Here is a 24,634-nt window from a genome sequence, read left to right as displayed (position 1 = left end):
GGGCCTGACCGATGGGTACTTTCGAATTCCTGTTGCAGGGCATCGCCATTGCCGCCCAGCCGATGAACCTGCTCTATGCGCTGATCGGCGTGACGCTCGGCACCGCCGTCGGCGTGCTGCCCGGCATCGGCCCGGCGCTCACCGTGGCGCTGCTGCTGCCCGTTACCTACAAGCTCGATCCCGCCGGTTCGCTGATCATGTTCGCCGGCATCTACTATGGCGGCATGTATGGCGGCTCGACGACCTCGATCCTGCTCAACACGCCGGGCGAGAGCGCCTCTGTGGTCACTGCCCTCGAAGGCAACAAGATGGCCCGCGCCGGGCGTGGCGGGCCTGCGCTCGCGACCGCGGCGATCGGCTCCTTCGTCGCCGGGCTCATCGCCACGATCGGCCTTGCCTTCATCGCACCCTTCGTCGTGAAGTTCGCGCTTTCCTTCGGCCCGCGCGAATATTTCGCGCTGATGGTGCTCGCCTTCGTGACGGTCTCGGCCGCCTTCGGCGATTCGACGCTGCGCGGTCTCACCGCCCTCTTCGTCGGCCTCGGCCTTGCCATCATCGGCATCGACCAGCAGACCGGCCAGGCGCGGCTTTCCTTCGGCATTCCGGACCTGCTCGACGGCATCGAGGTGACGACGCTTGCCGTCGCCATGTTCGCCATCGGCGAGACGCTCTACGTCGCCTGTCAGGGCGACCGCATCCCCGACAAGGTGGAGGCGGTCAAGGGCTCGGTCTGGATGAGCAGGCAGGATTGGGCGCGTTCGTGGAAGCCCTGGCTGCGCGGCACGTTCATCGGTTTCCCGATCGGCGCCATGCCGGCCGGTGGTGCGGATATCGCAAGCTTCCTGTCCTATTCGACGGAAAAGCAGTTCTCCAGGCATAAGGAGGAGTTCGGCAAGGGCGCCATCGAGGGTGTCGCCGGTCCCGAAGCGGCGAACAACGCGTCGGCCGCCGGCACGCTGGTACCGCTGCTCTCGCTCGGCCTGCCGACGACGGCGACCGCCGCGATCATGCTCGCCGGCTTCCAGCAATACGGCCTCCAGCCGGGGCCGCTGCTGTTTGCGACCAATCCGCAGCTCGTCTGGGGCCTGATCGCCAGCCTCCTCATCGCCAACTTCATGCTGCTGGTGCTGAACCTGCCGCTGATCGGCCTCTGGGTGAAGCTGCTGACGATCCCCAAGCCCTGGCTCTATGCCGGCATCCTGCTGTTCGCGACGCTTGGCACCATCGGGGCCAATCCGTCGGTCTTCGAACTCGGCATGCTGCTCACCTTCGGCCTGCTCGGCTTTGCCATGCGCCTCTTCGGCTATCCGATCGCGCCTGTTGTCGTCGGCCTCATCCTCGGGCCGATGGCAGAGCAGCAGCTGCGCCGGGCGCTCGCCATCAGCCAGGGCGACGTGACATCGCTGTTCATGTCGCCGATTGCGGCGGTGCTGTTCGGCCTTGCCTTCCTCGCTGTCGTCGTGCCGCTCATCCTGCGTGCGCGCGGCAAGGGCGAAGTCCTCTCGCAGTTCGCCGCGAACGAAGACTGACGTTTCCTTGACGATTGAAAACAATGCAGGCCGGAAACCCGTTTCCGGCCTGCATTCGTTGCATGGCTGGGCTGAGATTCCGTTGCTTGTACTTCGGCGCCCGAAGCATCATCTTCTGCTCGTAAGCTAAAACAGAAAGCGAGCAATCCAATGACCACCCTCCGCAATTCCTTCGCCCAGGGCTTCTTCGGCCGGGCCTTCGCCGTACTGAGCGCTGCCAACGCGGCCGCCGCGGCTGTCGAAGGGCACCGCCGCCCGAAGGAGCGCGACCTGAAGACGCTCGGCATCAACCCCGCCGACTTCCCGCGCGTCTAACGCGGCATAGAGAATTCCCTGAATGGAAAAGGCCCGCTGGTCGCAAGACCAGCGGGCCTTCTGTATTTTTAGGTTCCGTGCAGGAAAAGCCGGCCGTCGAAACGGCCGGCCATAGCCTCAGGCGTTCTTGCCGAGCTGAGCCGCCACGCGGTCGGAGCCATGCGGCACCTCGTGGTGCTCGAGTTCCCGTTCGCGCCTGTTGTAGCGGATCGAGGACCAGAGCGAGATGCCGATCAGCGCCGCGCCGCCAAGGCCGGTGATGACCTCGGGGATGTGCACCAGCGTCTGGCAATACATGACCACCGAGAGGATGAGGATCGCGTAGAACGCGCCGTGCTCCAGGTAGCGGTATTCGGCCAGCGTGCCCTTCTCCACCAGCATGATCGTCATCGAGCGCACATACATGGCGCCGATGCCGAGGCCGATGGCGATGACGAAGAGGTTCTGCGTCAGCGCGAAGGCGCCGATGACGCCGTCGAAGGAGAAGCTGGCGTCGAGCACTTCGAGGTAGATGAAGGCGCCGAGGCCACCCTTGGCCGCTTCCGACATCGCCTTCTGCGAAGCGTCGAGCAGGCCACCGACCACCTCCACCGCAAGGAAGGTGAGGAGGCCGTAGATCGCGGCGTGCACGAAGGTGTTGGCGGCCTCGCCCTCGAGAAGGTTCGAGAAGACGAGGATCAGCGCGAGAACGAAGGCGATCTCGATGCCCTTGACGGTCGCCGAACGGGCCATGTGCTTCTCGATGAAGCCGATCCAGTGCACGTCCTTCTCATGGTTGAAGAAGTAGGTGAGGCCGACCATCATCAGGAAGGTGCCGCCGAAAGCGGCGATGGGCAGGTGCGCCTCGTTCATGATGCGGGCATATTCCTGCGGCTCGCGCGCTGCGAGGACGAGCGCCTCGATGGGCCCAATGCCGGCGGCGATCACGACGATCAGCAGCGGGAAGACGATGCGCATGCCGAAGACGGCGATCACGATGCCCCAGGTCAGGAACCGGTGTTGCCAGACAGGCGTCATGTCCTTGAGCTTGTTGGCATTCACGATGGCGTTGTCGAAGGAGAGCGAAATCTCCAGCACCGCGAGCACGGCGCAGATGAAGAAGACGGTCGCCATGCCGGCAAGCGTGCCTTCCGTCTGCCAGCCCAGCCAGGCGCCGAGCGCAAGGCCGATGGCGGTGGAGATGAAGGCCCATTTTAGATAGGAGAGGGTGGATTTGCCTTCGCCGTTGCCGATCATGACAGCGCCTCCATGCGGGAAGCCATGGAGATACGGGAATTGAGAATGCGCATACCACGACGGGCATGCGGGTAAGGCATGGTCAGGATGTTCATGTGCGTTTGAATCCGCCGGCTAATTGCTGGCGGTACCGACATCACGAGAGCGCCGTAAAAACTCTCGCCAGAGGGGCCCGGCACCAGGGTTCACCGCGGCAACCGATGTCAAAGGCCGCGGATCATCGGTGTTTTCACCGAAGTTTGCGTCCGCGTCAAGAGGCAAGGTGCCGCACGCCTCTAACGTGGCGGCGCGGCGTCGGTTCCCGTATTTTCTGCCGATGGCCTGTACCAGACACCCCGACCGTTCCTATATTCGCCGCACGGTGATTTGCCAGAGAGGAAGACCCCATGACGGAAACGCGCATCGATCCCGCCCTCATCGAATGGACCGGCCTCAACGGCCTGCCGCGGTTCGATCTGGTGAAGGACGAGGCCTTTGCGGCGAGCTTCGATGCGGCGCTGGCGGCGCACGAGGCGGAGATCGACGCGATCGCGAACAATCCCGAGCCCGCGACCTTCGAGAACACGATCGTCGCGCTGGAAATCGCGGGCGACGAGCTTTCGCGCGTCTCGGCGCTGTTCTGGAGCCGTGCCGGCGCCAACACGAACGACACGATCCAGGCGCTGGAGCGCGACGTCGCACCGAAAATGTCGCGGCATTATTCGAAGATCGGCACGAATGCCGCGCTCTTCCAGCGCATCGATACGCTTTGGGAGGGCCGCGAGGCGCTGAACCTTTCGCTGGAACAGACGCGTGTGTTGGAGCGGCACTGGAAGGGGTTCGTCAAGTCGGGCGCAAAGCTCGAAAAACCCGAGCAGGACCGGCTTTCGGCGATCAACGAGACGCTGGCCGGGCTCGGCGCGAAATTCGGCCAGAACGTGCTCGCCGACGAGAAGAACTGGGTGCTCTATCTCGACGAAGGCGATGCGCTCGACGGACTGCCGGACTTCCTGAAGGACGCGATGGCGGCCGCCGCGCGCGAGCGCGGACATGACGGACGCTATGCTGTCACCCTGTCGCGCTCGATCATCGAGCCGTTCCTGACCTTCTCCGCCCGCCGGGACCTGCGCGAACAGGCTTTCCGTGCCTGGGCGGCGCGCGGCGAGAATGCGGGTGACACGGACAATCGCGGCATTGTCCGGGACACGCTGGCGCTGCGCGCGGAAAAGGCCGGGCTGCTCGGTTATGACAGCTTCGCCGCGCTGAAGCTCGATAACACCATGGCGAAGACGCCGGAGGCGGTGAACGATCTCCTGATGCAGGTATGGGAAAAGGCCGTGGCGCGGGCGCGCGAGGAGGAGGCGGAGCTTGCCGCGCTCGTTGCCGAAGAGGGCCGCAACCACGAGGTCATGCCCTGGGACTGGCGCTACTACGCCGAAAAGCTGCGGTCGAAGAAGTTCAACTTCTCCGAGGCCGAGCTGAAGCCCTATTTCCAGCTCGAAAAGATCATCGATGCCTGCTTCGACGTCGCCGAACGGCTCTTCGATGTCCACGCAGTCGAGAAGAAGGACGTGCCGGTCTATCACCCGGACGTGCGGGTCTTCGAGATCCGCGACCGTGACGACAAGCTCGTCGCGATGTTCATCGGCGATTATTTCGCGCGCTCGTCGAAGCGCTCCGGCGCGTGGATGAGCTCCTACCAGAGCCAGCACCGCCTGCCGCTGAAGAACGGTCAGGTCGGGGAGCTGCCGATCATCTACAATGTCTGCAACTTCGCCAAGCCGGCGGAAGGCAAGCCGGCACTGCTGTCGCTGGATGACGCCCGCACGCTCTTCCACGAATTCGGCCATGCGCTGCACGGCATGCTGTCCGACGTCACCTATCCGTCCGTCTCGGGCACGGGCGTGTCGCGCGACTTCGTCGAGCTGCCCTCGCAGCTCTACGAGCACTGGCTGACGGTGCCGGAAGTGCTGACGCGCTATGCGGTGCATTACCGGACGGGCGAAGTGATGCCGCAGGCGCTGCTCGACAAGGTGCTCGCCGCCCGCACCTTCAATTCGGGCTTCGCGACGGTGGAATTCACCTCTTCCGCGCTGGTCGACATGGCGTTTCATACGCGCGGCGCGGTCGAGGATCCGATGGCGGTGCAGGCGGAGGTGCTGCAGAAGATCGGCCTGCCGGCCTCCATCGTCATGCGCCACGCGACGCCGCACTTCCAGCACGTCTTTGCCGGCGACGGCTATTCGGCCGGCTACTATTCCTACATGTGGTCGGAAGTGCTGGATGCCGACGCCTTCGCCGCCTTCACGGAAACGGGCGACGCCTTCAACCCGGCCATGGCCGCGCGGCTGAAGTCCTATATCTACGCCGTCGGCGGCTCGGTCGATCCGGAAGACGCCTACAAGGCTTTCCGCGGCAAGCTGCCGAGCCCGGAAGCGATGCTGGAGAAGAAGGGGCTGGCGGCTTAGGCCAGCTCTCCCGCAGAACCGATGACGGTCGTCCGGCCGTCATCCTCCCGTCATCAAACCTTGGGTGAACCGTCATCGTCCCGTTACCGGACTGACATGCCGCAGACCGATGGTCGGCCCGTCGATTCGCGGGCTGGGCCGGAGGTGGCATGGTTATCGTTCCCGAGACGCTGACGCGGCGCTCGTTCCTTCTGACGGCGGGGGCGGGTGCCCTTGCCACGTCCTCGGCGCTGGCGGTGCCCTACTATGCGCGGCGTCACGGCAGTCCGGTCTTTTCCCATGGCGTGCAATCCGGCGACGTCGATTGCTCCTCCGGCATGGTCTGGGCGCGCGTCGACAGGCCGGCGGAGGTGACGCTGGACTACTCGACCACCGAGAGTTTCGTCGATGCCGTGCGCCTGCCGTTGCAGAAGGCGATCAGCGGCTCGGACAATACGGTCAAGGCGATGCTGCAGGGTCTCCTGCCGGATCAGGACATCTTCTACCGGTTCACGGCAAGCGATCCCTATTCGAGCCATCTCGTTTCCGAGCCTGTCGTCGGCCGCTTCCGTACCGCGCCGATGCGCAACCGCTCGGTGCGTTTCGTCTGGTCGGGCGATACGGCGGGGCAGGGCTGGGGCATCGACGATGTCGGCATGAAGACCTATTCGACCATGCTGCGCCACGAGCCGGATTTCTTCATCCATTCGGGCGACACGGTCTATGCGGACGGGCCGATCCCGGACGAGATCAAGCTGCGTGACGGCGGGGTCTGGAAGAACCGCATCGTCACCGACGAGAAGCGCAGCGTGGCGCGCACGCTCACCGAATTCCGAGGCCAGTGGAAATACAATCTGCTCGACGATCACTTGCTTTCCTTCAACAGCCAGTGCCCCACTTTCTTCCAGTGGGACGACCATGAGGTGCTGAACAACTGGTCGGAATCGAGCGACCTGACCGGCGACCGGCGCTATCCGGACAAGGATATCGGCGTCTACGAGGCTCGCGCGCGGCGCGCCTTCCACGAGATGACGCCGATCCGCTATTTTCCCACCGAGCCCGGCCGCATCTTCCGCAAGGTCGCCTACGGGCCGCTGCTCGACGTGTTCTTCGTCGATCTGCGCTCCTATCGCAGCCCCAACCGGGGCGGCACGGAAAACGGCCTGTTCGGCTGGCGGCAGGCGGACTGGCTGCGCCGGGAGCTTGCCGCCTCGCGCGCCGTCTGGAAGGTGATCGCCTGCGACATGCCGCTCGGCCTCGTCATCTGGGACGATCACGCCAACAGCCTCGGCTACGAGGGCGTGGCGGATGGCCTCAACGGTCCGCCGGCGGCGCGCGAGCGCGAGATCGCCGACCTCCTCGCCTTCATGCGCGACAATGCCATCCACAATGTCGTCTGGCTGACGGCGGACGTGCATTACACCGCCGCTCACCATTACGATCCGTCGCGGGCGAAGTTCCAGGAATTCAACCCATTCTGGGAATTCGTCTCGGGGCCGCTGCATTCCGGCACCTACGGGCCGAAACCGCTCGACATGACCTTCGGGCCGGAGGTGCGTTTCATCAAGTCGTCCAAGGGCGGCATCGACAGCAACCTGCCGCCCTCCGCCGGTCTGCAGTTCTTCGGCCTTGTCGATATCCACGGCGCGAGCGAGGAGATGACGGTGCGCCTGATGGATCGGGAAGACCAGGAACTCTGGCGTATCACCCTGCCGCCGGTGCGCTCGTCGTGAAACGGAGCCGCGCGCCCGGCGGGCAACAGAGTTGCGGCCCGCCTCTTTCGCATTTGCGGAAAAACATGTAAGAGCCCGGCCATTGAAGACGGCGCCCTTTCGTTTCGCGCGCCCCGAACCTCAGAGATTACGACCTATGTCCATCCGCAATATCGCGATCATCGCGCACGTCGACCATGGCAAGACCACGCTCGTCGACGAACTTCTGAAGCAGTCCGGCTCGTTCCGTGAAAACCAGCGCGTCGCCGAACGCGTGATGGACTCGAACGACATCGAAAAGGAACGCGGCATCACCATTCTCGCCAAGGCAACCTCGGTCGAATGGAAGGGCACGCGCATCAACATCGTCGATACGCCCGGCCACGCCGACTTCGGCGGCGAAGTGGAGCGCATCCTCTCGATGGTGGACGGCGCGATCGTTCTCGTCGACAGTTCCGAAGGCCCCATGCCGCAGACCAAGTTCGTCGTCGGCAAGGCGCTCAAAGTTGGTCTCAAGCCGATCGTCGCGATCAACAAGATCGACCGTCCGGACGGCCGTCACGAGGAAGTGCTGAACGAGGTCTTCGACCTGTTCGCCAATCTCGACGCCACCGACGAGCAGCTCGACTTCCCGATCCTCTACGGTTCGGGCCGCAACGGCTGGATGAACGTCAACCCGGAAGGTCCGAAGGACGAAGGCATGGCGCCGCTGCTCGACCTCGTGCTCAAGCACGTGCCGGAGCCGAAGGTCGCCGAAGGCCCGTTCCGCATGATCGGCACGATCCTCGAAGCCAATCCCTTCCTCGGCCGCATCATCACCGGCCGCATCCATTCCGGCTCGATCAAGCCGAACCAGACGGTCAAGGTGCTCGGCCAGGACGGCAAGCTCATCGAAAACGGCCGTATCTCGAAGATCCTCGCCTTCCGCGGCATCGAGCGCACGGCGATCGAGGAAGCCCATGCCGGCGACATCGTCGCCATCGCGGGCCTGACCAAGGGCACCGTCGCCGACACGTTCTGCGATCCCTCGGTCACCGAAGCCATGAAGGCCCAGCCGATCGACCCGCCGACCGTCACCATGTCCTTCATCGTCAACGACTCGCCGCTCGCCGGCACCGAGGGCGACAAGGTCACGAGCCGCGTCATCCGTGACCGCCTGTTCAAGGAGGCCGAAGGCAACGTCGCGCTCAAGATCGAAGAGTCCGGCGACAAGGATTCGTTCTTCGTTTCGGGCCGCGGCGAACTCCAGCTCGCCGTCCTCATCGAGACCATGCGCCGCGAAGGCTTCGAGCTTGCCGTGTCGCGTCCGCGCGTCGTCATGCACAAGGACGAGGCGACCGGCCAGATGCTCGAGCCGATCGAGGAAGTCGTCATCGACGTCGACGAGGAGCATTCCGGCGTCGTGGTGCAGAAGATGTCCGAGCGCAAGGCCGAGATGGTCGAACTGCGTCCGTCGGGCGGCAACCGTGTCCGCCTGGTCTTCTTCGCGCCGACCCGCGGCCTCATCGGCTACCAGTCGGAACTTCTGACCGACACGCGCGGCACGGCGATCATGAACCGCCTGTTCCACGACTACCAGCCCTACAAGGGCGAGATCGGCGGGCGCGTCAACGGCGTGCTGCTGTCCAACGAATCCGGCGAAGCTGTCGCCTACGCGCTCTTCAACCTCGAAGACCGCGGCCCGATGGTCATCGATGCGGGCGAGAAGGTCTATATGGGCATGATCGTCGGCATCCACACGCGCGACAACGACCTCGAGGTCAACGTGCTCAAGGGCAAGAAGCTCACCAACATCCGCGCCGCCGGCAAGGACGAGGCCGTCCGCCTGACGCCGCCGATCAAGATGACGCTGGAGCGTGCGCTTTCCTGGATCCAGGACGACGAACTCGTCGAGGTGACGCCGAAGTCCATTCGCCTGCGCAAGCTCCACCTCGACCCGAACGACCGCAAGCGATTCGAAAAGCAGCGTTCGGCCGGCGCCGCATAATCGGACACTCCCAAAACGGGACAAGAACGACCCCGGCCCCCGCGCCGGGGTTTTTCATGTGTGTGCCATCTTTTTACGACTTGTGACGTTTGTTAAAAAAGCGTTAACTTTTCGCGTTGCCGCCGCCAACTCGCCTGTGGGCAAGAAGAATCTCCGTCTGGTGCGGGATTCCGGCAGCATCGGTGCGGGAATAAGAGTCGTGTTATGAAAACACTGTCGATCGATGTACGGCGCGCCGAGCCGCTGGACGCGCGCGCGATATCCGAGACGCATCGGATATCGTGGCTGCAGGCCTATGGCGGCCTCATTCCGCACAAGCCGCTCAACCAGATGGTCGACCGGCGGGACGAGGCCTGGTGGCGCAAGGCGACACGCGGTCCGGCCACGCTCCTGGTACTGGACGTTGCCGGCACGGTGGCGGGCTATGCCACGCTCGGCCTCAACCGCGCCCGGGCGCTGCCGCAGGAAGGCGAGATCTACGAAATCTACCTGCGCCCGGAATACCAGGGCATCGGCCTTGGCCGGCTTCTCTTCGGAGAGGCGCGGCGGCTTTTGAAGTCGCTCGGCTGCAAAGGGCTGATCGTCTGGTGCCTGGAGGACAGCGATCACGCCCACAATTTCTTCCGGTCCGCCGGCGGCAGCGACATTGCCGAGGGCATGGAGAATTTCGGCGACAAGGAATTGAAGAAGATCGGCTTCGTCTGGTCCTGACGCCTGGAGCCTTTCCGCTTCCGGGCTGAGAACCCTCAAACTTCGTGGAAATACTCTATTCAGCCTTCTCCGGCAGGTAGCGCATCGGCTCGCCTGCCAGTTTGCCCCTTTGCCCATGCCATTGCGGCTCGGATGTGCCGCAGGTGAAGCCGGGCGCTTCCTCGTCCGCGATCTTGCGGGCAAGCGTGTTGGCATCCTCGTTTTCCAGCGCATCGACATAGCCGACGACGCAGCTCGTCGGATCGTCCGGGGTGGCGACCGTCGCGACGACGAGGACCTGGCCGTAGCGCGTCTCGGTGTCGCTGGTCGTTTCCGGATCGGAGACGAACCAGCGCAGGATCGTCGCGACCGGCCTCTTGTCCGCGTCGAGGCGCCATTCGATGCGGGCATTGCTGTGGTTGAACGGCCCGAAGCTCTCGAAGGCCTCGTCGATATAGGCCTTGCTGACCGGGCCGTAGGCCTGGCTCTGCCGCAGGTCGCCTTCCTTGAAATAGACCGCGAAATCCTTGTAGCCGTCGCATTGCAGGGTGACGCTCGGACCTTCGTCCTGCTGGGACAGCGTCTTGCAGGCATCGAGATTGCGTTCCGTGTAAACGCTCTCGTTGGCCTTTGCGGCTGCGGCCGAACAGGCCGCAACGGCGGCGGCGAGAAGGATGGGAATCGGGCGCATGGGGTCATTCCTCCGGTCTTCAGGGAGACGGCGCATGCGGGCGGTCTATTCGGCTTCGGCGAAAGTCATGTTGCGCTGCAACGGGATTCGCATTAGGAAGCCGGCCATCATCCGCAGCAATCAGGGAGCCCCTCCATGCGCATCGATGCGATTTCCGTTGGCAAGAACCCGCCGGACGACGTGAACGTTATTGTCGAGGTGCCGGTCGGCGGCCACCCGATCAAGTACGAGATGGACAAGGAAGCCGGCGCGCTCATCGTCGATCGCTTCCTCTACACGCCGATGACCTATCCGGGCAATTACGGCTTCGTGCCGCACACGCTGTCGGAAGACGGCGACCCGATCGACGTTCTGATCGCCAACACGCGCCCGCTCGTTCCCGGCTGCGTCATCAATGTGCGCCCGATCGGCGTGCTGGTCATGGAAGACGACGGCGGCAAGGACGAAAAGATCATCGCCGTGCCGGTGCCGAAGCTGACGCGCCGCTACGACAAGGTCGAGAACTACACGGACCTGCCGGAAATCACGCTGAAGCAGATCGAGCACTTCTTCACGCACTACAAGGACCTGGAGCCCGGCAAGTGGGTGAAGATCGCCGGCTGGCAGGATGTCGGCACCGCCAAGAAGATGATCCTGGAAGCGGTCGACCGCTACAACGCGCAGAAGTAAGCGCTCGGCACGCTACGGCGCTTTCGAGCCTTGACGTTGCATCCTCCGGGTCGCCATCGATCCGGAGGATTTTCTTTCTCTGGGTACCGCCGCTACAGCGCCGGTGTCACGGAGCCAGTAGCGCAGGCGCGAGGACGCTGCGGATCACCTGTTCCAGGAAGAACAGGATGACGAGCACGACGAGCGGCGAAAGATCGACGCCGCCGAAATTCGGCAGGACGCGGCGGATCGGGCGGTAGATCGGTTCGGTCAGCTGGTAGAGCGAGCGGCCGATGGTCGCGATCACCTGATTGTTCGCGTTGATGACATTGAACGCGTAGAGCCAGGAAAAGATCGCCGAGGCGATCACCAGGAACCAGGCGATGCTGATGATGAACAATAGGGTATTGATGACCGCTATCATTGACGTCTCCAATTGGTTTCGTGCTGACATGTAGCCATTGCGGGCCCTGCCAGCAAGGCCAGCCCCTGCGCGGTGCGGCAACATGTTTAATGCGGGCCGCTCAACCCTCGTGGAAGATGCGGTCGAGGAAGGACGTCATCCAGAGGCGCAGGGCGGCATCGTGCAGCAGCCGGCCGTCGAGATGGGCGCGGCCGACCTGCGCGCCGGGCAATTCGAAGCGGTGCGCGCCGCGTACGACCCAACGGTGCATCATGGCAAGCGTCAGCTCGCCATGGAACTGGATGCCCCAGGCATTGTCGCCATAGCGGAAGGCCTGGTTCTCGTAATGGTGGCCGGTGGCGAGCAGCGTCGCGCCGGCCGGCAGGTCGAAACCTTCGCGGTGGAACTGGTAGACCATGTCCGGCCAGGGCATGAGCGCGGTGCCGGCCTCGGTCGCCTGCAGGGGATACCAGCCGATCTCCGCCCAGCCCTCCGCATGGCCGAAAACCGTGCCGCCAAGGTTCTTCACCAGCATCTGCGCGCCGAGGCAGATGCCGAGGAACGGCCGGTTCTCCGCAAGCGGCACCGAAAGCCAGTCGATCTCGTCACGCAGATAGGGTTCGTCGTCATTGGCGCTCATCGGCCCGCCGAAGACGACGGCGCCGGCATGGCGATCGAGTGTCGTCGGCAGCGGATCGCCCAGCACCGGGCGTCGGATGTCGAGCGCATGGCCCATCTGATGCAGGATCTGGCCGACGCGGCCGGGGCTGGAGGTCTCCTGGTGCAGGACGATGAGGACGGGGCGCCTGGCGCGGGCTTTGCGGGGAAAATCCAGCATGGCTCAGCCTTCGTCCGCCTCCTCCTCGCCCACCGCGGCGCCGACCCTTCCGGCCACTTCCTGGCGCTTCATGATGCGCTCGCGGCCCGAAACGCCCATCAGGTCGGCGATGCGCCAGATGGCGTGGTCCTCCATCTCGCTGCGCTCGCCGTCCGCATAGACGACCTCCCAGAGAAGGCCGATCAGCGCGACGCGCTGCTCCTCCGACAACTGGCGTTTCAGCTCGGAGGTGAAGCGGAAGAAATCGATCGCCTCGCTTTCGGCATCCGTGCCGGCGGCGACGAGGGCGTCGAGCTCGGCCTCGTCCACCCCGTAGAAATCCTTGAAGCGGGCGCGCAGCGCCTTCTTCTCGACCTCCAGCACCTTTCCATCCGCCTCCATCACCTGGATGCAGAGCGCCATGACGGCGACCCGCGGGTCATCGGCGGCAAAGACCGGCTTGTCGCCGCCGGAAAGGCTCGCGAGAAAGTGCTGCAAGCGTTCGAACATCGATGTCTGGCCCCGTACCCTCAAACTCAGAACAACCGGAAACCGCTCGTGCCGTCGCGTTTGGCGGCGGCGCCTTCCTTGACGCCGGGATCATCCGGCAGGCCGTAGAACGGGCGTTCCTCTTTCTCTTCCACGGCCTCCACCGGCGCCTTTTCCGGCGTGACGGTCTTCACCGGAACGGGGTCGACGACCGCGGCCACGATGACAGGCTTTTCCGTTTCCGCCTTCTCGATCTCCACCACCTCCGCGATCTTCACGGCCGGCTTCTCCTCGATGGCAAGCGGGGGCAGGGTGCGGATGGCCTCGTCGACGGCATCGGGCGAGCCTTCCTCGATCGGGCCTTCCAGCGGGCTGACCGGCGTCTTCCATTCGAAGGCGTCGAGGCGGCCGGTGACGGGCGAGACGGCACGCCATTCGGGCGCGGTGATGCCGTCGGCCGTCCAGGCCGGATCGCGCGGGGCCTTCAGCGCCTGGTTCATCCAATGGCGGATGCGGCCCTGGTCGCCGGTTTCGGCATCCTCGATATCGGCGAGCAGCAGGAAGGCGCTTTCGCGCGGCGAAAGGCGGGCAGCGGCTTCGGCCTTGGTGCGGGCAAGGGCGAAGTCGCGCGCCTCGAGCGCCGCTTCGGCGACGGCAAAGAGCGCTTCGGCATTGTTCGGCCGTATAGCTTCCAGCTTTTCCGCCCGTTTCAGCCGGTCGGCGGCGGAATCGCCGCTGCGGGCACGGACATAGAGTTTTGCGACATCGCCATGCGCCGTCGCCTTCCAGAGTTTTTCGAGGATCGAGGCGGCCTTGCGCAGATTGTCTTCACGCAGATACGCCCTCGCCTCGACGAGGCCGGCCGGCACGAAATTCTCGTCGAGCTTCAGGGCCTGGTGCGCATCCTCGCGCGCGCCTCTCGGATCGGCATCGAGTTTTGCGGATGCGCGGGCCGTCAGCAGCACGGCCTTGCGGCGGGCATAGGCCTTCTTGTCCTCGGGCGAGCCGGAGCGGCCGTCGCCGAGCAATTTCAGCGCCTCGTCCCAGTCGCCGGCCTGCGAGCGGTATTCCAGCGCCGCCTCCGTCGCCCAGGGAAGCTGCGGCGCCTTTTCGGCGGCGCGCTCGGCATATTGCCGGGCGGCCTCGTTGGCGCCGAGGCGGCGAGCTTCGAGATAGAGGCCGCGCAAGCCGAGCTCGCGGGTTTCCGGATCGTCCGCCATCAGCTCGAACTTTTTCCGCGCGTCGTCGTAGCGGCCCTCGATCATCGCGGCCTGTGCTTCGAGCAGGTGGACGAGCGGTTCCTGGTCGGCGCTGATGAGGCCTTTGGTGCGGGTCAGCATCTTGCGCGCGTTCGCGGCATCGCCGGCCCCGGCCGCGATCAGGCCGGTCGAGAGCGCCTGGTAGCCGCGATCGCGCTTGCGAGCGCGGAAATAGCGCTGAATCGAGTGCGGCGACGTCCAGACCACACGCACCAGCCACCAACAGAACATGATGGCGGCGACCAGCGAGACGACGAGCGTTGCAGCGACCATAAGGCTCATGTCGGCGCGCTGGCCCTGCCAGATGATGGAGAGTTCGCCGGGACGGTCGGCAAGCCAGGCAAAACCGGCGGCAAGCGCGAGGACGAAGAGGGCGAAGACCAGAATGCGAATCATGAAGCCGTTCTCCTCAGCCCTGGTTGGCGGTGCCGGTTGCCGGGCCGTTCAGGGCGCCGGAGACGACGGTGCCGATCAGCTCTTCGACGGCGACGCGCTCGTCGAGCTTGCGCTTGTAGTCCGCCGCCGCGGCCTGGCCCTTTTCCGGCAGGGTCTGCCATTCGATCTGGGCGCCCTTGAAGTCGCCGTTCTGCAGCTTGGTCTCGATGCGGGCGACGATGGCTTCCGGGCTGTCGCCTTCGACGCTACCAACCGGACGCACGCGGATCGCCGAGGCGGCGCTCGACATCAGGCGATTGAAGATGCCCTGGTCGCCTTCCGGCTGGTGTATCGCGTCGAGAATGGCGTCGGCCGTCGGCTGGAAGTCGCGCACGAGATCGGCGCGGGACGCCACACCGACGGCGGCACGTTCGCGCAGGCCCGCCACGGACGGATCGTCCGGCGCGACGCTGGCGAAGGCCTCAAGCTCGGCGAGGTAGGAGCCGCCGCGGTCGATCGCGGTCTTCAGCGCGCTTGCGGCGACCGCCCGGGCCATCTCGATGTCGTTGCGCGGCTCGTCGAGCTTCTGCTCGGCGGCGGCGATGCGTTCCACCAGCTGGCCTTCCGTGGTGCGGACCGCCTCGGTGGTGCGGGCGATGGCATCGCGCAGCGTTGCCAGTTCCGTCGTCAGCCGCGTGACGTCGCCTTCCAGCTTGGTCACGCTCTCAGGATTGGCGCCTGCCGCGCCCGTATTCTCGCCCGCCGATGTCTCGAGCGCAGAAAGGCGCGTCTCGATCGGCTGGAGATCGACCGCGCTTGCAGCTGGAGTTTCCGAAAGGCGGGCCTTGAGCGCCTCGACCTCGTTGGAAAGGTTCGCGACGGCGCCGGTGTCGCCCGTCCGGTCCGGTCCGAGGGTCGGCAGGTAGCCGCCATATTGCAGGCTGCCGGCGCCGATAAGCGCGATGAGGCCGCCGAGGATGCCGGCGGCAAGCGGGCCGGCATTGCCACGCTGCGGCGGCGGGGGCGTTTCGGCGCGCAAGGGTTCCTTCGCGGGCTCCTCGTAAGTCGCGCGCGCAGGTTCGATCGGTTCTTGTTTTTCCTCGACAGTTTCGCCGGGTGTCTCCGCCGCGGCGTTTTCCGAGACCGCCGCTTCCGCTGTTGTCGCCTCGGCCTCGGCCGTTTCCCCGGCCGGGCTGGTCTCGTCGCTGGCGGCGGGAGCCGCTTCGAGATCGATCGTCACGGGCTCTTCGCCGGCCTTCTTTCGACGGGACGGGGTTTCCGGTTCCATGGCGACCTCCACGCGTTCATGTGCATTGCACTAAACGTAGACAGGGATGGCGGGCAGGGAAAGACCCTTGCGGCAATTTCGTCTGCTGTCGGTTGCGTTCAGAGGAGCGCGAGCAGGCTTTCCTCGTTGGGCGCGCCTGCAATCAGGGCTTGTGCGGCAAAATTCGCCGGCACGGCGGCCGCGACATTGGTGCTCATGCAGAGGATACGCAGGTCATTGAACTGCTCCGGCGTTTCGGCGAGCGGCGCGAGACCGAAAAAGGCCCGGGCGCTTTCCCGCGAATAGAGCAGCACGGCATCCGGGACCGGCTGCAGGAGGGCTGCCGCCGTCTCGGCCTGCGACAGGGCGAGCGGTACCATGCGGTAGCTCTCGACCGTGCGGAACGCAATGCCGGCTTCCTGAAGCCTATTCTCGAAGCCGGGTGCGCGCGGATTGCCGGCGAGATAGAGGATGGAGCCGGCTGCATCGCCGCTATCCCGCGTGTGTGCGGCGATCAGTCTTGCGAGGTCTTCGCCATAACCGTTCGCGCTGAAGACGGAGGAAAAGCCGATATCCCGCATCGCGTCTGCGGACGCTTGCCCGACGGCGAAGACGGTCGTTGAGCGGTGAGGGGCGAGGTCTTCGCGAAGTTTTCCCAGAAGGCGCGCCACTTCCGCGCTCGTGACGGCGATGCACGAATGGGCTGCCGCAAGCGCCGTCCTCACCGCATCGACATCGTGCTCGGCCTTCGTCAGCGGCAACAGCACCGCCTCATGTCCGAGCGCCGCGAGCCTGCCGGCGGTGCGGGATGCCGCGGGCTCCGGGCGAAGGACGAGGACGCGCATGGATCAGCCCCAGCTTGCGAAGAAATCGGCTCCCGCCCTGGCGCGGATCGTTTCGCCGGCCTCCTCGCCGAGCCGGCCGGCGTTTGAAATGGCGCCGCTCGTTTCGATTTCGTGGAATTGGCTGCCGTCAGGCGTCAGGATCATGCCGCGGAACCGCAGGTGTTCGCCGTCCACCTCGGCATAACCGGCGATCGGCGTGCGACAGGAGCCGTCAAGCGTGGCGAGGAAGCCGCGCTCGCAGGAAACGGCGGCGCGGGTCGGCCGGTCGTCGATGGCGGAGAGCAGGCCGTCGATGCGTTCATCACCGATACGGCTCTCGATGCAGATCGCGCCCTGTGCCGGGGCCGGGGGGAAGGAGACGGGATCGAGGATCTCCGTCGCCACGTCGAGCTTGCCGAGGCGCTTCAGACCGGCATAGGCGAGCAGCGTCGCATCGGCCTCGCCGCTGGCCAGCTTGCCGAGACGGGTATCGACCTGGCCGCGGAAGACGATGACGTCGAGGTCGGGGCGAAGGCGGCGGATCAGCGCCTGGCGGCGCAGCGACGCGGAGCCGACCGTCGCGCCCTGCGGCAGGTCGAGGAGGCGCTTTGCGGTGCGGCCGATGAAGGCATCGCGGATATCCTCGCGCGGCAGGAAGGCGGAGAGGTGCAGGCCCTCCGGCAGCTTGGTCGGCATGTCCTTGGAGGAGTGCACGGCGAAATCGAGTTCGCCGGAGGAGAGCTGCGCCTCGATCTCTTCCGTGAACAGCCCCTTGCCGCCGATCAACGCCAGCGAGCGGTCGGTGATGCGGTCGCCCTTCGTCGAGAGCACGACGATCTCGAACATCGCTTCCGGCAGGCCGTGCGCCACCATCAGGCGCGTGCGGGTCTCGTGGGCCTGGGCGAGCGCCAGCGGGCTGCCACGGGTGCCGATCCTGAAAGGTTTTGTTTGCATCCGTCCTGATCCATTGTTACCGGGATGTCTCGTAACCGGCTTTCCGGCCTCTCGCAATCAATCCTAGTGCTACATGTCGTCCATTCTCACCATTCTCGGCATCGAAACGAGCTGCGACGAGACCGCCGCGGCGGTCGTCGCGCGCGATGCGCATGGCAGGGGCGAGATCCTCGGCGAGGTCGTGCTGAGCCAGCTCGAAGAGCACAGCGCCTATGGCGGCGTGGTGCCGGAGATCGCGGCGCGCGCCCATGTCGAGGCGCTGGACAGCCTGATTTCCGAGGCACTTTTGCGCGCGAACCGTTCCCTTGAGGATGTCGATGCCATTGCTGCGACCAGCGGGCCGGGGCTGATTGGCGGTCTCATCGTCGGGCTGATGACCGGCAAGGCGATCGCGCGGGCGACCGGCAAGCCGCTCTATGCGGTCAACCATCTGGAAGGCCACGCGCTGACGGCGCGGCTGACGGACGGGCTCTCCTTCCCCTATCTCATGCTGCTCGTCTCCGGCGGTCATACCCAGCTCGTGCTGGTACGTGGCGTCGACGATTACGAGCGCTGGGGTACCACCATCGACGACGCGCTCGGCGAGGCCTTCGACAAGACGGCCAAGCTACTCGGCCTGCCCTATCCCGGCGGGCCGGCGGTGGAGCGCGTGGCGAAGAACGGCGATGCGAAGCGCTTCACCTTCCCGCGCCCGCTCGTCGGCGAGGCGCGGCTCGATTTTTCCTTCTCCGGCCTCAAGACGGCCGTGCGCCAGGCGGCCCAGTCGATCGAGCCGGTGACGGACCAGGACATCGCCGATATCTGTGCCTCCTTCCAGCGCGCCGTCTCGCGCACCCTGCAGGATCGCATCGGCCGCGGCCTAGAACGGTTCCGCACGCTCTATCCGGATACCGAGGCCCCGGCGCTCGTCGTTGCCGGCGGCGTGGCGGCGAATGCGGAGCTGCGCTCGACATTGCAGGCGCTGTGCGACAAGAACCGGTTCCGCTTCATCGCGCCGCCGCTGGCGCTTTGCACCGACAATGCCTCGATGATCGCCTGGGCGGGGCTGGAGCGCATGGCGGCGGGCTTTGCGCCGGACGATCTTGCGGTCGCGCCGCGTTCGCGCTGGCCGCTCGACCGGGCGGCGGCGACGGTTCTCGGATCCGGCAAGCGGGGAGCCAAGGCATGACGATTTCCTCGAGGATCGCCGTCGTCGGCGCGGGCGCCTTCGGAACGGCGCTGGCGAGCGTGGCCGCGGCAAGCGGCGGCGACGTCACGCTGATCGGCCGCGATACCGTTTCCGTCGACACGATGCGTGCCTCGCGCCGCAACGAAAAGGCGCTGCCGGGCATCGACCTGCCGGCGGCGCTCGCCTACAGCGCCGATGCGGAAGCGGTGCGCGGGGCCGGCATCGTGCTTTTCGCGATGCCATCGCAGGCGCAGCGCGAGGCGGCGCGATCCCTCGCGCCGCTGCTGGCGCCGGGCACGGCGGTCGTCATCTGCGCCAAGGGCATGGAAAAGGGCACCGGCCGGCTCCTGACGGACGTGCTGGAGGAGGAACTGCCTGGCCGCGAGATCGCCGTGCTGTCCGGCCCCGGCTTTGCCGCCGATATAGCGAAGGGTCTGCCGACGGCGATGGTGGTCGCAGCACGGACCGGCGACATCGGCGCGGCATTGGCGCAGGCGCTTTCCGGCCCCACCTTCCGGCTCTATCCCTCCACCGACCGCATCGGCGTGCAACTCGGCGGCGCCTTGAAGAATGTGCTGGCCATTGCCTGCGGCATCATCGAGGGCGCCCAGCTCGGCGATTCGGCCCGGGCGGCGCTGATCTCGCGCGGGCTCGCGGAACTCTCGCGTTTCGTCGAGGCGCATGGCGGGGAAGGCATTACTGTGACGGGGCTGTCGGGTCTCGGCGATCTTGTGCTGACGGGCACCAGCCATCAGTCGCGCAACCTGCGCTTCGGCATCGCGCTCGGCCGGCACGGCAATGCGAGCGGCTGGTCGGGCGACCTCGTGGAGGGCGCCTTTGCCGCCTCGGTTGCCTCGGGGGTCGCTGCCGACAAGGGCATCGACATGCCGATCACCGACGCGGTCGCGCGCATCATCGACGGCACGCTCGACGTGAAGACCGCCATCGGGCAGCTCATGACGCGCCCGATCACCCAGGAATAATGGAAGGCCCAAAAGGCACTCAACGGAAGGACCGCTTCATGCATTTTGCATTCCTCTGCAAGGACAAGCCCGGCGCACTTCAGATCCGCCTCGACACGCGCCCGGATCACCTTGCCTACCTCAACGCGCTGAAAGCGGACGGCAAGCTCGGTTTCGCCGGTCCCTTCCTCGGTGATGACGGCAAGCCGACCGGCAGCCTCGTCGTGGTCAAGGCCGAGACGATCGAAGAGGCGCGGCAGATCGCCGACAACGATCCCTACGCCAAGGCCGGGCTCTTCGCCGAGGTCGAGGTGAAGGCCTGGAACTGGGTCTTCAACAATCCGGAGGCGTAAGACCCAATGGCATACTGGCTCTACAAGTCCGAACCCTTCAAATGGTCCTGGCAGATGCAGAAGGATGTCGGCAAGGCCGGCGAGGAATGGACCGGCGTGCGCAACTACCAGGCGCGCAACAACATGCGGGCCATGAAGATCGGCGACAAGGGCTTCTTCTACCACTCCAACGAGGGGCTGGAGGTTGTCGGCATCACGGAGGTCTGCGCGCTGTCGCATCCCGATTCGACGGCCGGCGAGGACCCGCGCTGGGACTGCGTCGACATCCGCGCCGTGCGCGACATGCCGAAGCCCGTGTCGCTGAAGGACATCAAGGCCAATCCGAAGCTCGCCAACATGTCGCTCGTCACCTCCATGCGCCTCTCGGTGCAGCCGGTGACGGAGGAAGAGTGGATCGAGGTTTGCCGCATGGGCGGCCTCGACGACCCGCCGCGCTGATGGCTTTGCTCCTCCGCATCGCTTGCGCAGCGGCGCTGCCGTGAAGACGGATCCCGAGATCTTCATCCGCGACAACACGGACGTGCTGGCGCCGCCGCATGTGCCGGAGGTGAGGCTGCGGCTGGCCACCGAGGCGCATGACCTTTGGTTGAAGACCGAGGAGGAGCTGGAGGAGATCGGCCTTCCGCCGCCCTTCTGGGCCTTCGCCTGGGCGGGCGGGCAGGGGCTTGCCCGCCATGTGCTCGACCATCCGGGTCTGGTCGCCGGAAAATCGGTGCTGGATTTCGCCAGCGGCTCCGGCCTCGTCGGTATTGCTGCGCACAAGGCCGGCGCAGCCGCGGTGCTGGCGGCCGATATCGATCCCTGGAGCGAAACCGCGATAAGGCTGAATGCCGCGCTCAATGATGTGGTGCTCGGCTACACCGCCGACAACCTTGTCGGGCGCGATGCGGGCTGGGACGTGGTGCTGGCCGGCGACGTCTTCTACGATCGTGCCTTCGCCGATGTCCTCATTCCCTGGTTCTCGACGCTGGCCGCGCGCGGCGCGACCGTGCTGGTCGGCGATCCCGGCCGGGCCTATTGCCCGCGCGGGCGCATGGAAGCGCTCGCCACCTACGCGGTGCCGGTGACGCGCGCGCTTGAGGACAGCGAAGTCAAGAAGACGACGGTCTGGCGGTTCAAGACAATCCCGTAAGGCGCTGCTTCGGCGTTAGAGGCCGGGGCGGATCACGCAGACGCCGGCTTCCCATGAGCAACCGCTCAGGCCCGGCGTCACGGCGATGACCTTCGACCGGCTCCTATGGCGCTTTTCCGGTCGGCCGTTCCACTCGATCACGCTGCCGTTGTCGACATAGAAATAGGTGCCGTTGCCGTAGTCGCGATAGGCGGAGATCGCGCCGCTGTAGAAATCGCGGGTCCTATGCCCGAACTGCCGGTCGCTTCGGTCGTATCGAAGCTCGGTACCCAATTGGCCGCCGTGGCTGTCCTGCTCAAGCGTCGGGAGCTTCTTGAACCGGGAATGGTGGCCGTGATGATGGCGGGGGTGCCAGCCGTCACGGGCGTCGGCGGCCGTCATGCCGCCTGCGACAAGCACGACCGAGAGCCCTAAGACTTTGGTCGCACGCAGCGCTGATAACAGAGTCATTCTGTCCTGCCTTCCGGATTACGCTTAACAAATCCTTAACGGCAAGATGGGGCAGGCTGCAGCGAAAGTCACGGATTTGCTTATGAAATTCGAGACTGTGGTTAACGCCGGCGGAGCGTGCCGGAACGGTGCAGATCAGGGCACGCCGTCTAATCGATTAAATTCATTTTGCACTGCAATGAGGCTTGTGGTTCCGCTTTCCGGTGATTAAACGTCGCAATCACTGCATTGTGCACAACATACTGCAATTCCGGAGAAAATTTGTCCAGTTTTGGCTCTCCGGGGTTCCGTGAGGTTCAGATGGCGAATGTCACTCGAAGCCGGCCGCTCTCGCCGCATCTCCAGGTCTACAAACCGATCCCGACGATGGTCATGTCCATCGTACACCGCATCACCGGCGCAGCGCTCTACTTCGGCACCATCCTGGTCGCCTGGTGGCTGATCGCAGCTGCGTCCGGCGAGGCCTATTTCGACTGGGTCAACTGGTTCTTCGGCACGCTGATCGGTCGTCTCGTGCTGTTCGGCTATACCTGGGCGCTGATGCAGCACATGCTCGGGGGCCTTCGCCATTTCATGTGGGACATGGGCCACGGCTACGAGAAGCACTTTTCCACCAAACTCGCGCTCGCAACTCCGGTCGTCGCCGTCGCCCTGACGGTGCTGGTCTGGGTTGCCGGCTACCTGGCCCGCTGAGGAGAGCCCCATGGACATGCGCACTCCCCTCGGCAAGGTTCGTGGTCTCGGCTCGGCAAAAGACGGCACGGAGCATTTCTGGCGCCAGCGCCTGACGGCCGTCGCCAACGTGCCGCTCCTCATCTTCTTCGTCGGCTTCCTCATCTGCTACAATGGCGCTTCCTTCGCGGAAGTGACGGCCGCCCTGTCGAACCCGATCGTCGCCGTCCTCATGGGCCTCGTCGTCGTGTCCGGCCTCATCCACATGAAGCTCGGCATGCAGGTCATCATCGAGGACTACGTGCACGCGGAAGGCGTGAAGATCGGCCTCCTCATGCTCAACACCTTCTTCGCGATCCTGGTCGGCGGGCTCTGTCTTTTCGCCGTCCTCAAAATCGCTTTCGCAGGATAATCCATCATGGCAGCGATCTCCTCCCCGGCGGCCAACGGCAAGGCCTATACCTATGTGGACCATTCCTTCGACGTGATCGTCGTCGGCGCCGGCGGCGCGGGCCTGCGCGCCACGCTCGGCATGGCCGAGCAGGGCCTCAAGACGGCCTGCATCACGAAGGTCTTCCCGACGCGTTCGCACACCGTCGCCGCCCAGGGCGGCATCGCGGCCTCGCTGCAGAACATGACGCCGGACAGTTGGCAGTGGCACCTCTACGACACCGTCAAGGGTTCCGACTGGCTCGGCGACGTCGACGCCATGCAGTATCTCGCCATGGAAGCGCCGAAGGCGGTCTATGAACTCGAGCACTACGGCGTGCCCTTCTCGCGCAACGAGGAAGGCAAGATCTACCAGCGCCCGTTCGGCGGCCACATGCAGAACTACGGCGAAGGCCCGCCGGTGCAACGGACCTGCGCTGCGGCCGACCGTACCGGCCACGCCATCCTGCATACGCTCTACGGCCAGTCGCTGCGCAACAATGCGGAATTCTTCATCGAATATTTCGCGCTCGACCTGATCATGTCGGCCGACGGCCGATGCACCGGCGTCGTCGCCTGGAACCTCGACGACGGCACGATTCATCGCTTCGCCGCCAAGATGGTGGTGCTGGCGACCGGCGGCTACGGCCGCGCCTATTTCTCCGCCACCTCGGCGCATACCTGCACGGGTGACGGCGGCGGCATGATCGCCCGCGCCGGCCTGCCGCTGCAGGACATGGAATTCGTGCAGTTCCACCCGACCGGCATCTACGGCGCCGGCTGCCTCATCACCGAAGGCGCACGCGGCGAAGGCGGCTATCTCGTCAACTCCGAAGGCGAGCGCTTCATGGAGCGCTATGCGCCGTCGGCCAAGGACCTTGCTTCGCGCGACGTCGTCTCGCGCTGCATGACGATGGAAATCCGCGAAGGCCGCGGCGTCGGCAAGAACAAGGACCACATCTTCCTGCACCTCGACCATCTCGATCCGGGCGTCCTGCACGAGCGCCTGCCGGGCATTTCCGAGAGCGCGAAGATCTTCGCCGGCGTCGACGTGACGCGCGAGCCGATCCCGGTCCTGCCGACCGTTCACTACAATATGGGCGGCGTTCCCACGAACTACTGGGGCGAGGTGCTGAACGCCGACAGCCAGAACCCGGAGCGCATCGCGCCCGGCCTGATGGCGGTCGGCGAAGCCGGCTGCGCCTCGGTGCACGGCGCGAACCGCCTCGGCTCCAACTCGCTGATCGACCTCGTTGTCTTCGGTCGCGCGGCCGCGATCCGCGCCGGCCAGGTGATCGACCGCGCCGGCCCGATCCCGGCGCTCGACATCGCCGCCTGCGACAAGATCATGGACCGCTTCGATCGCCTCCGGAACGCCAACGGCGGCACGCCGACGGCGATCCTGCGCGACAAGATGCAGCGCACCATGCAGGAAGACGCGGCGGTGTTCCGCACGCAGGAATCGCTGGAAAGCGGCTGCAGGCGCATGACCGCCATCTGGCAGGAAATGCCCGACATCAAGGTCACCGACCGCTCGATGATCTGGAACTCCGACCTCGTCGAGACGCTGGAGCTGGAAAACCTGATGGCCAACGCCATCACCACGGTCTACGGCGCCGAGGCTCGCAAGGAAAGCCGCGGCTCGCATGCCCGCGAAGACTATGTCGACGGCCCCTTTGCCGGCCGCGACGACGTCAACTGGCGCAAGCACACACTGGCCTGGGTGAACGAGGCGGGCGACGTGAAGCTCGACTATCGCCCGGTGCACACCGACCTCATCGCTGACGGGATCGATCCCAAGAAGATCGAGCCCAAGGCTCGCGTCTACTGATCCCGAGGAGAACAG

General features: G+C 65.4%; 25 protein-coding genes. 15 read left to right on the top strand and 10 right to left on the bottom strand.

Annotation, left to right across the window (positions count from 1 at the left end):
• Nucleotides 1–11 precede the first annotated feature (11 nt).
• Complete coding sequence (locus Q9316_RS17655; protein WP_306032869.1) at nt 12–1,529, top strand: tripartite tricarboxylate transporter permease; 1,518 nt, start codon at nt 12–14, stop codon at nt 1,527–1,529.
• A gap of 150 nt (nt 1,530–1,679) precedes the next feature.
• Nucleotides 1,680–1,844 carry a hypothetical protein gene (locus tag Q9316_RS17650; RefSeq protein ID WP_171902425.1) on the top strand — a complete coding sequence of 55 codons (165 nt, stop codon included), beginning with the start codon at nt 1,680–1,682 and terminating at the stop codon, nt 1,842–1,844.
• A 117-nt stretch (nt 1,845–1,961) separates the two neighbouring features.
• On the opposite strand, the gene Q9316_RS17645 is transcribed toward Q9316_RS17650, so the two are convergent.
• Complete coding sequence (locus Q9316_RS17645; RefSeq protein ID WP_306032868.1) at nt 1,962–3,080, bottom strand: DUF475 domain-containing protein; 1,119 nt, start codon at nt 3,078–3,080, stop codon at nt 1,962–1,964.
• Between the two features lie 386 nt (nt 3,081–3,466).
• Between Q9316_RS17645 and Q9316_RS17640 the strand changes: the two genes are divergently transcribed.
• The 4 genes from Q9316_RS17640 to Q9316_RS17625 all read left to right on the top strand — a co-directional run bounded on the left by Q9316_RS17640 (nt 3,467) and on the right by Q9316_RS17625 (nt 9,916).
• Nucleotides 3,467–5,527, top strand: coding sequence for a M3 family metallopeptidase (locus Q9316_RS17640; protein WP_306032867.1), 2,061 nt, complete (start codon nt 3,467–3,469; stop codon nt 5,525–5,527).
• Between the two features lie 149 nt (nt 5,528–5,676).
• A complete protein-coding gene (locus Q9316_RS17635; protein ID WP_306032866.1) occupies nt 5,677–7,239 on the top strand; it encodes an alkaline phosphatase D family protein in 1,563 nt (520 codons plus the stop codon).
• Nucleotides 7,240–7,375: 136 nt separating this feature from the next.
• Nucleotides 7,376–9,205: a translational GTPase TypA gene (gene typA, locus Q9316_RS17630; RefSeq protein ID WP_306032865.1), complete on the top strand. Its 1,830-nt coding sequence runs from the start codon at nt 7,376–7,378 to the stop codon at nt 9,203–9,205.
• A 204-nt stretch (nt 9,206–9,409) separates the two neighbouring features.
• Nucleotides 9,410–9,916 carry a GNAT family N-acetyltransferase gene (locus tag Q9316_RS17625; protein ID WP_306032864.1) on the top strand — a complete coding sequence of 169 codons (507 nt, stop codon included), beginning with the start codon at nt 9,410–9,412 and terminating at the stop codon, nt 9,914–9,916.
• A 55-nt stretch (nt 9,917–9,971) separates the two neighbouring features.
• Here the strand turns inward: Q9316_RS17625 and Q9316_RS17620 are convergent, their stop codons facing one another.
• Nucleotides 9,972–10,586 carry a hypothetical protein gene (locus Q9316_RS17620; RefSeq protein WP_306032863.1) on the bottom strand — a complete coding sequence of 205 codons (615 nt, stop codon included), beginning with the start codon at nt 10,584–10,586 and terminating at the stop codon, nt 9,972–9,974.
• Between the two features lie 135 nt (nt 10,587–10,721).
• Here Q9316_RS17620 and ppa point away from each other — a divergent pair, with 135 nt between their 5' ends.
• Complete coding sequence (gene ppa, locus Q9316_RS17615) at nt 10,722–11,255, top strand: inorganic diphosphatase (RefSeq protein WP_306032862.1); 534 nt, start codon at nt 10,722–10,724, stop codon at nt 11,253–11,255.
• A 106-nt stretch (nt 11,256–11,361) separates the two neighbouring features.
• Here ppa and Q9316_RS17610 read toward each other — a convergent pair whose 3' ends face one another.
• The 7 genes from Q9316_RS17610 to hemC form a co-directional block, all read right to left on the bottom strand.
• The gene (locus tag Q9316_RS17610; protein ID WP_133034532.1) at nt 11,362–11,658 is read right to left on the bottom strand and encodes a YggT family protein; all 297 of its coding nucleotides are present in this window, start codon (nt 11,656–11,658) and stop codon (nt 11,362–11,364) included.
• A 100-nt stretch (nt 11,659–11,758) separates the two neighbouring features.
• Nucleotides 11,759–12,475: a glutamine amidotransferase gene (locus Q9316_RS17605; protein WP_306032861.1), complete on the bottom strand. Its 717-nt coding sequence runs from the start codon at nt 12,473–12,475 to the stop codon at nt 11,759–11,761.
• A gap of 3 nt (nt 12,476–12,478) precedes the next feature.
• Nucleotides 12,479–12,964, bottom strand: a complete 486-nt coding sequence (locus Q9316_RS17600; protein ID WP_306032860.1) for a tellurite resistance TerB family protein — start codon at nt 12,962–12,964, stop codon at nt 12,479–12,481.
• 26 nt (nt 12,965–12,990) lie between these two features.
• Entirely contained in the window at nt 12,991–14,598 is a 1,608-nt protein-coding gene (locus tag Q9316_RS17595) for a heme biosynthesis protein HemY (RefSeq protein WP_306032859.1), read from the bottom strand.
• Between the two features lie 13 nt (nt 14,599–14,611).
• Nucleotides 14,612–15,865 carry a COG4223 family protein gene (locus Q9316_RS17590; protein WP_306032858.1) on the bottom strand — a complete coding sequence of 418 codons (1,254 nt, stop codon included), beginning with the start codon at nt 15,863–15,865 and terminating at the stop codon, nt 14,612–14,614.
• A gap of 98 nt (nt 15,866–15,963) precedes the next feature.
• On the bottom strand, nt 15,964–16,689 hold the full coding sequence (locus Q9316_RS17585; RefSeq protein WP_306032857.1) for a uroporphyrinogen-III synthase: 726 nt from the start codon (nt 16,687–16,689) through the stop codon (nt 15,964–15,966).
• A 3-nt stretch (nt 16,690–16,692) separates the two neighbouring features.
• A complete protein-coding gene (hemC, locus tag Q9316_RS17580; protein ID WP_306032856.1) occupies nt 16,693–17,622 on the bottom strand; it encodes a hydroxymethylbilane synthase in 930 nt (309 codons plus the stop codon).
• 73 nt (nt 17,623–17,695) lie between these two features.
• Here hemC and tsaD point away from each other — a divergent pair, with 73 nt between their 5' ends.
• Genes tsaD through Q9316_RS17555 form a run of 5 tightly spaced genes read left to right on the top strand, consistent with a single transcriptional unit; the run spans nt 17,696 to nt 21,237 of the window.
• Entirely contained in the window at nt 17,696–18,790 is a 1,095-nt protein-coding gene (gene tsaD, locus Q9316_RS17575; protein WP_306032855.1) for a tRNA (adenosine(37)-N6)-threonylcarbamoyltransferase complex transferase subunit TsaD, read from the top strand.
• Between the two features lie 2 nt (nt 18,791–18,792).
• Nucleotides 18,793–19,773, top strand: a complete 981-nt coding sequence (locus Q9316_RS17570) for an NAD(P)H-dependent glycerol-3-phosphate dehydrogenase (RefSeq protein ID WP_306035347.1) — start codon at nt 18,793–18,795, stop codon at nt 19,771–19,773.
• A 38-nt stretch (nt 19,774–19,811) separates the two neighbouring features.
• Nucleotides 19,812–20,105, top strand: coding sequence for a YciI-like protein (locus Q9316_RS17565; protein ID WP_306032854.1), 294 nt, complete (start codon nt 19,812–19,814; stop codon nt 20,103–20,105).
• A gap of 6 nt (nt 20,106–20,111) precedes the next feature.
• Entirely contained in the window at nt 20,112–20,543 is a 432-nt protein-coding gene (locus tag Q9316_RS17560) for an EVE domain-containing protein (RefSeq protein ID WP_306032853.1), read from the top strand.
• Nucleotides 20,544–20,583: 40 nt separating this feature from the next.
• Nucleotides 20,584–21,237: a class I SAM-dependent methyltransferase gene (locus Q9316_RS17555; protein ID WP_306032852.1), complete on the top strand. Its 654-nt coding sequence runs from the start codon at nt 20,584–20,586 to the stop codon at nt 21,235–21,237.
• Between the two features lie 15 nt (nt 21,238–21,252).
• Here the strand turns inward: Q9316_RS17555 and Q9316_RS17550 are convergent, their stop codons facing one another.
• Nucleotides 21,253–21,687 (bottom strand): hypothetical protein, encoded by a 435-nt coding sequence (locus Q9316_RS17550; protein WP_306032851.1) that lies wholly within the window; start codon nt 21,685–21,687, stop codon nt 21,253–21,255.
• A 300-nt stretch (nt 21,688–21,987) separates the two neighbouring features.
• Between Q9316_RS17550 and sdhC the strand changes: the two genes are divergently transcribed.
• The 3 genes from sdhC to sdhA are packed head-to-tail and all read left to right on the top strand — an operon-like array spanning nt 21,988 to nt 24,619.
• On the top strand, nt 21,988–22,380 hold the full coding sequence (sdhC, locus tag Q9316_RS17545) for a succinate dehydrogenase, cytochrome b556 subunit (protein ID WP_306032850.1): 393 nt from the start codon (nt 21,988–21,990) through the stop codon (nt 22,378–22,380).
• Nucleotides 22,381–22,390: 10 nt separating this feature from the next.
• Nucleotides 22,391–22,771, top strand: a complete 381-nt coding sequence (gene sdhD / locus Q9316_RS17540; protein WP_306032849.1) for a succinate dehydrogenase, hydrophobic membrane anchor protein — start codon at nt 22,391–22,393, stop codon at nt 22,769–22,771.
• 6 nt (nt 22,772–22,777) lie between these two features.
• Entirely contained in the window at nt 22,778–24,619 is a 1,842-nt protein-coding gene (gene sdhA / locus Q9316_RS17535) for a succinate dehydrogenase flavoprotein subunit (RefSeq protein ID WP_306032848.1), read from the top strand.
• Nucleotides 24,620–24,634 lie beyond the last annotated feature (15 nt).

The sequence above is a fragment of the Shinella zoogloeoides genome (genome assembly GCF_030733845.1).
Classification (GTDB): domain Bacteria; phylum Pseudomonadota; class Alphaproteobacteria; order Rhizobiales; family Rhizobiaceae; genus Shinella; species Shinella zoogloeoides_C.
The sequence above is the reverse complement of the archived record's forward strand: the minus strand, read 5'-3'. Positions and strand labels throughout refer to the sequence as shown.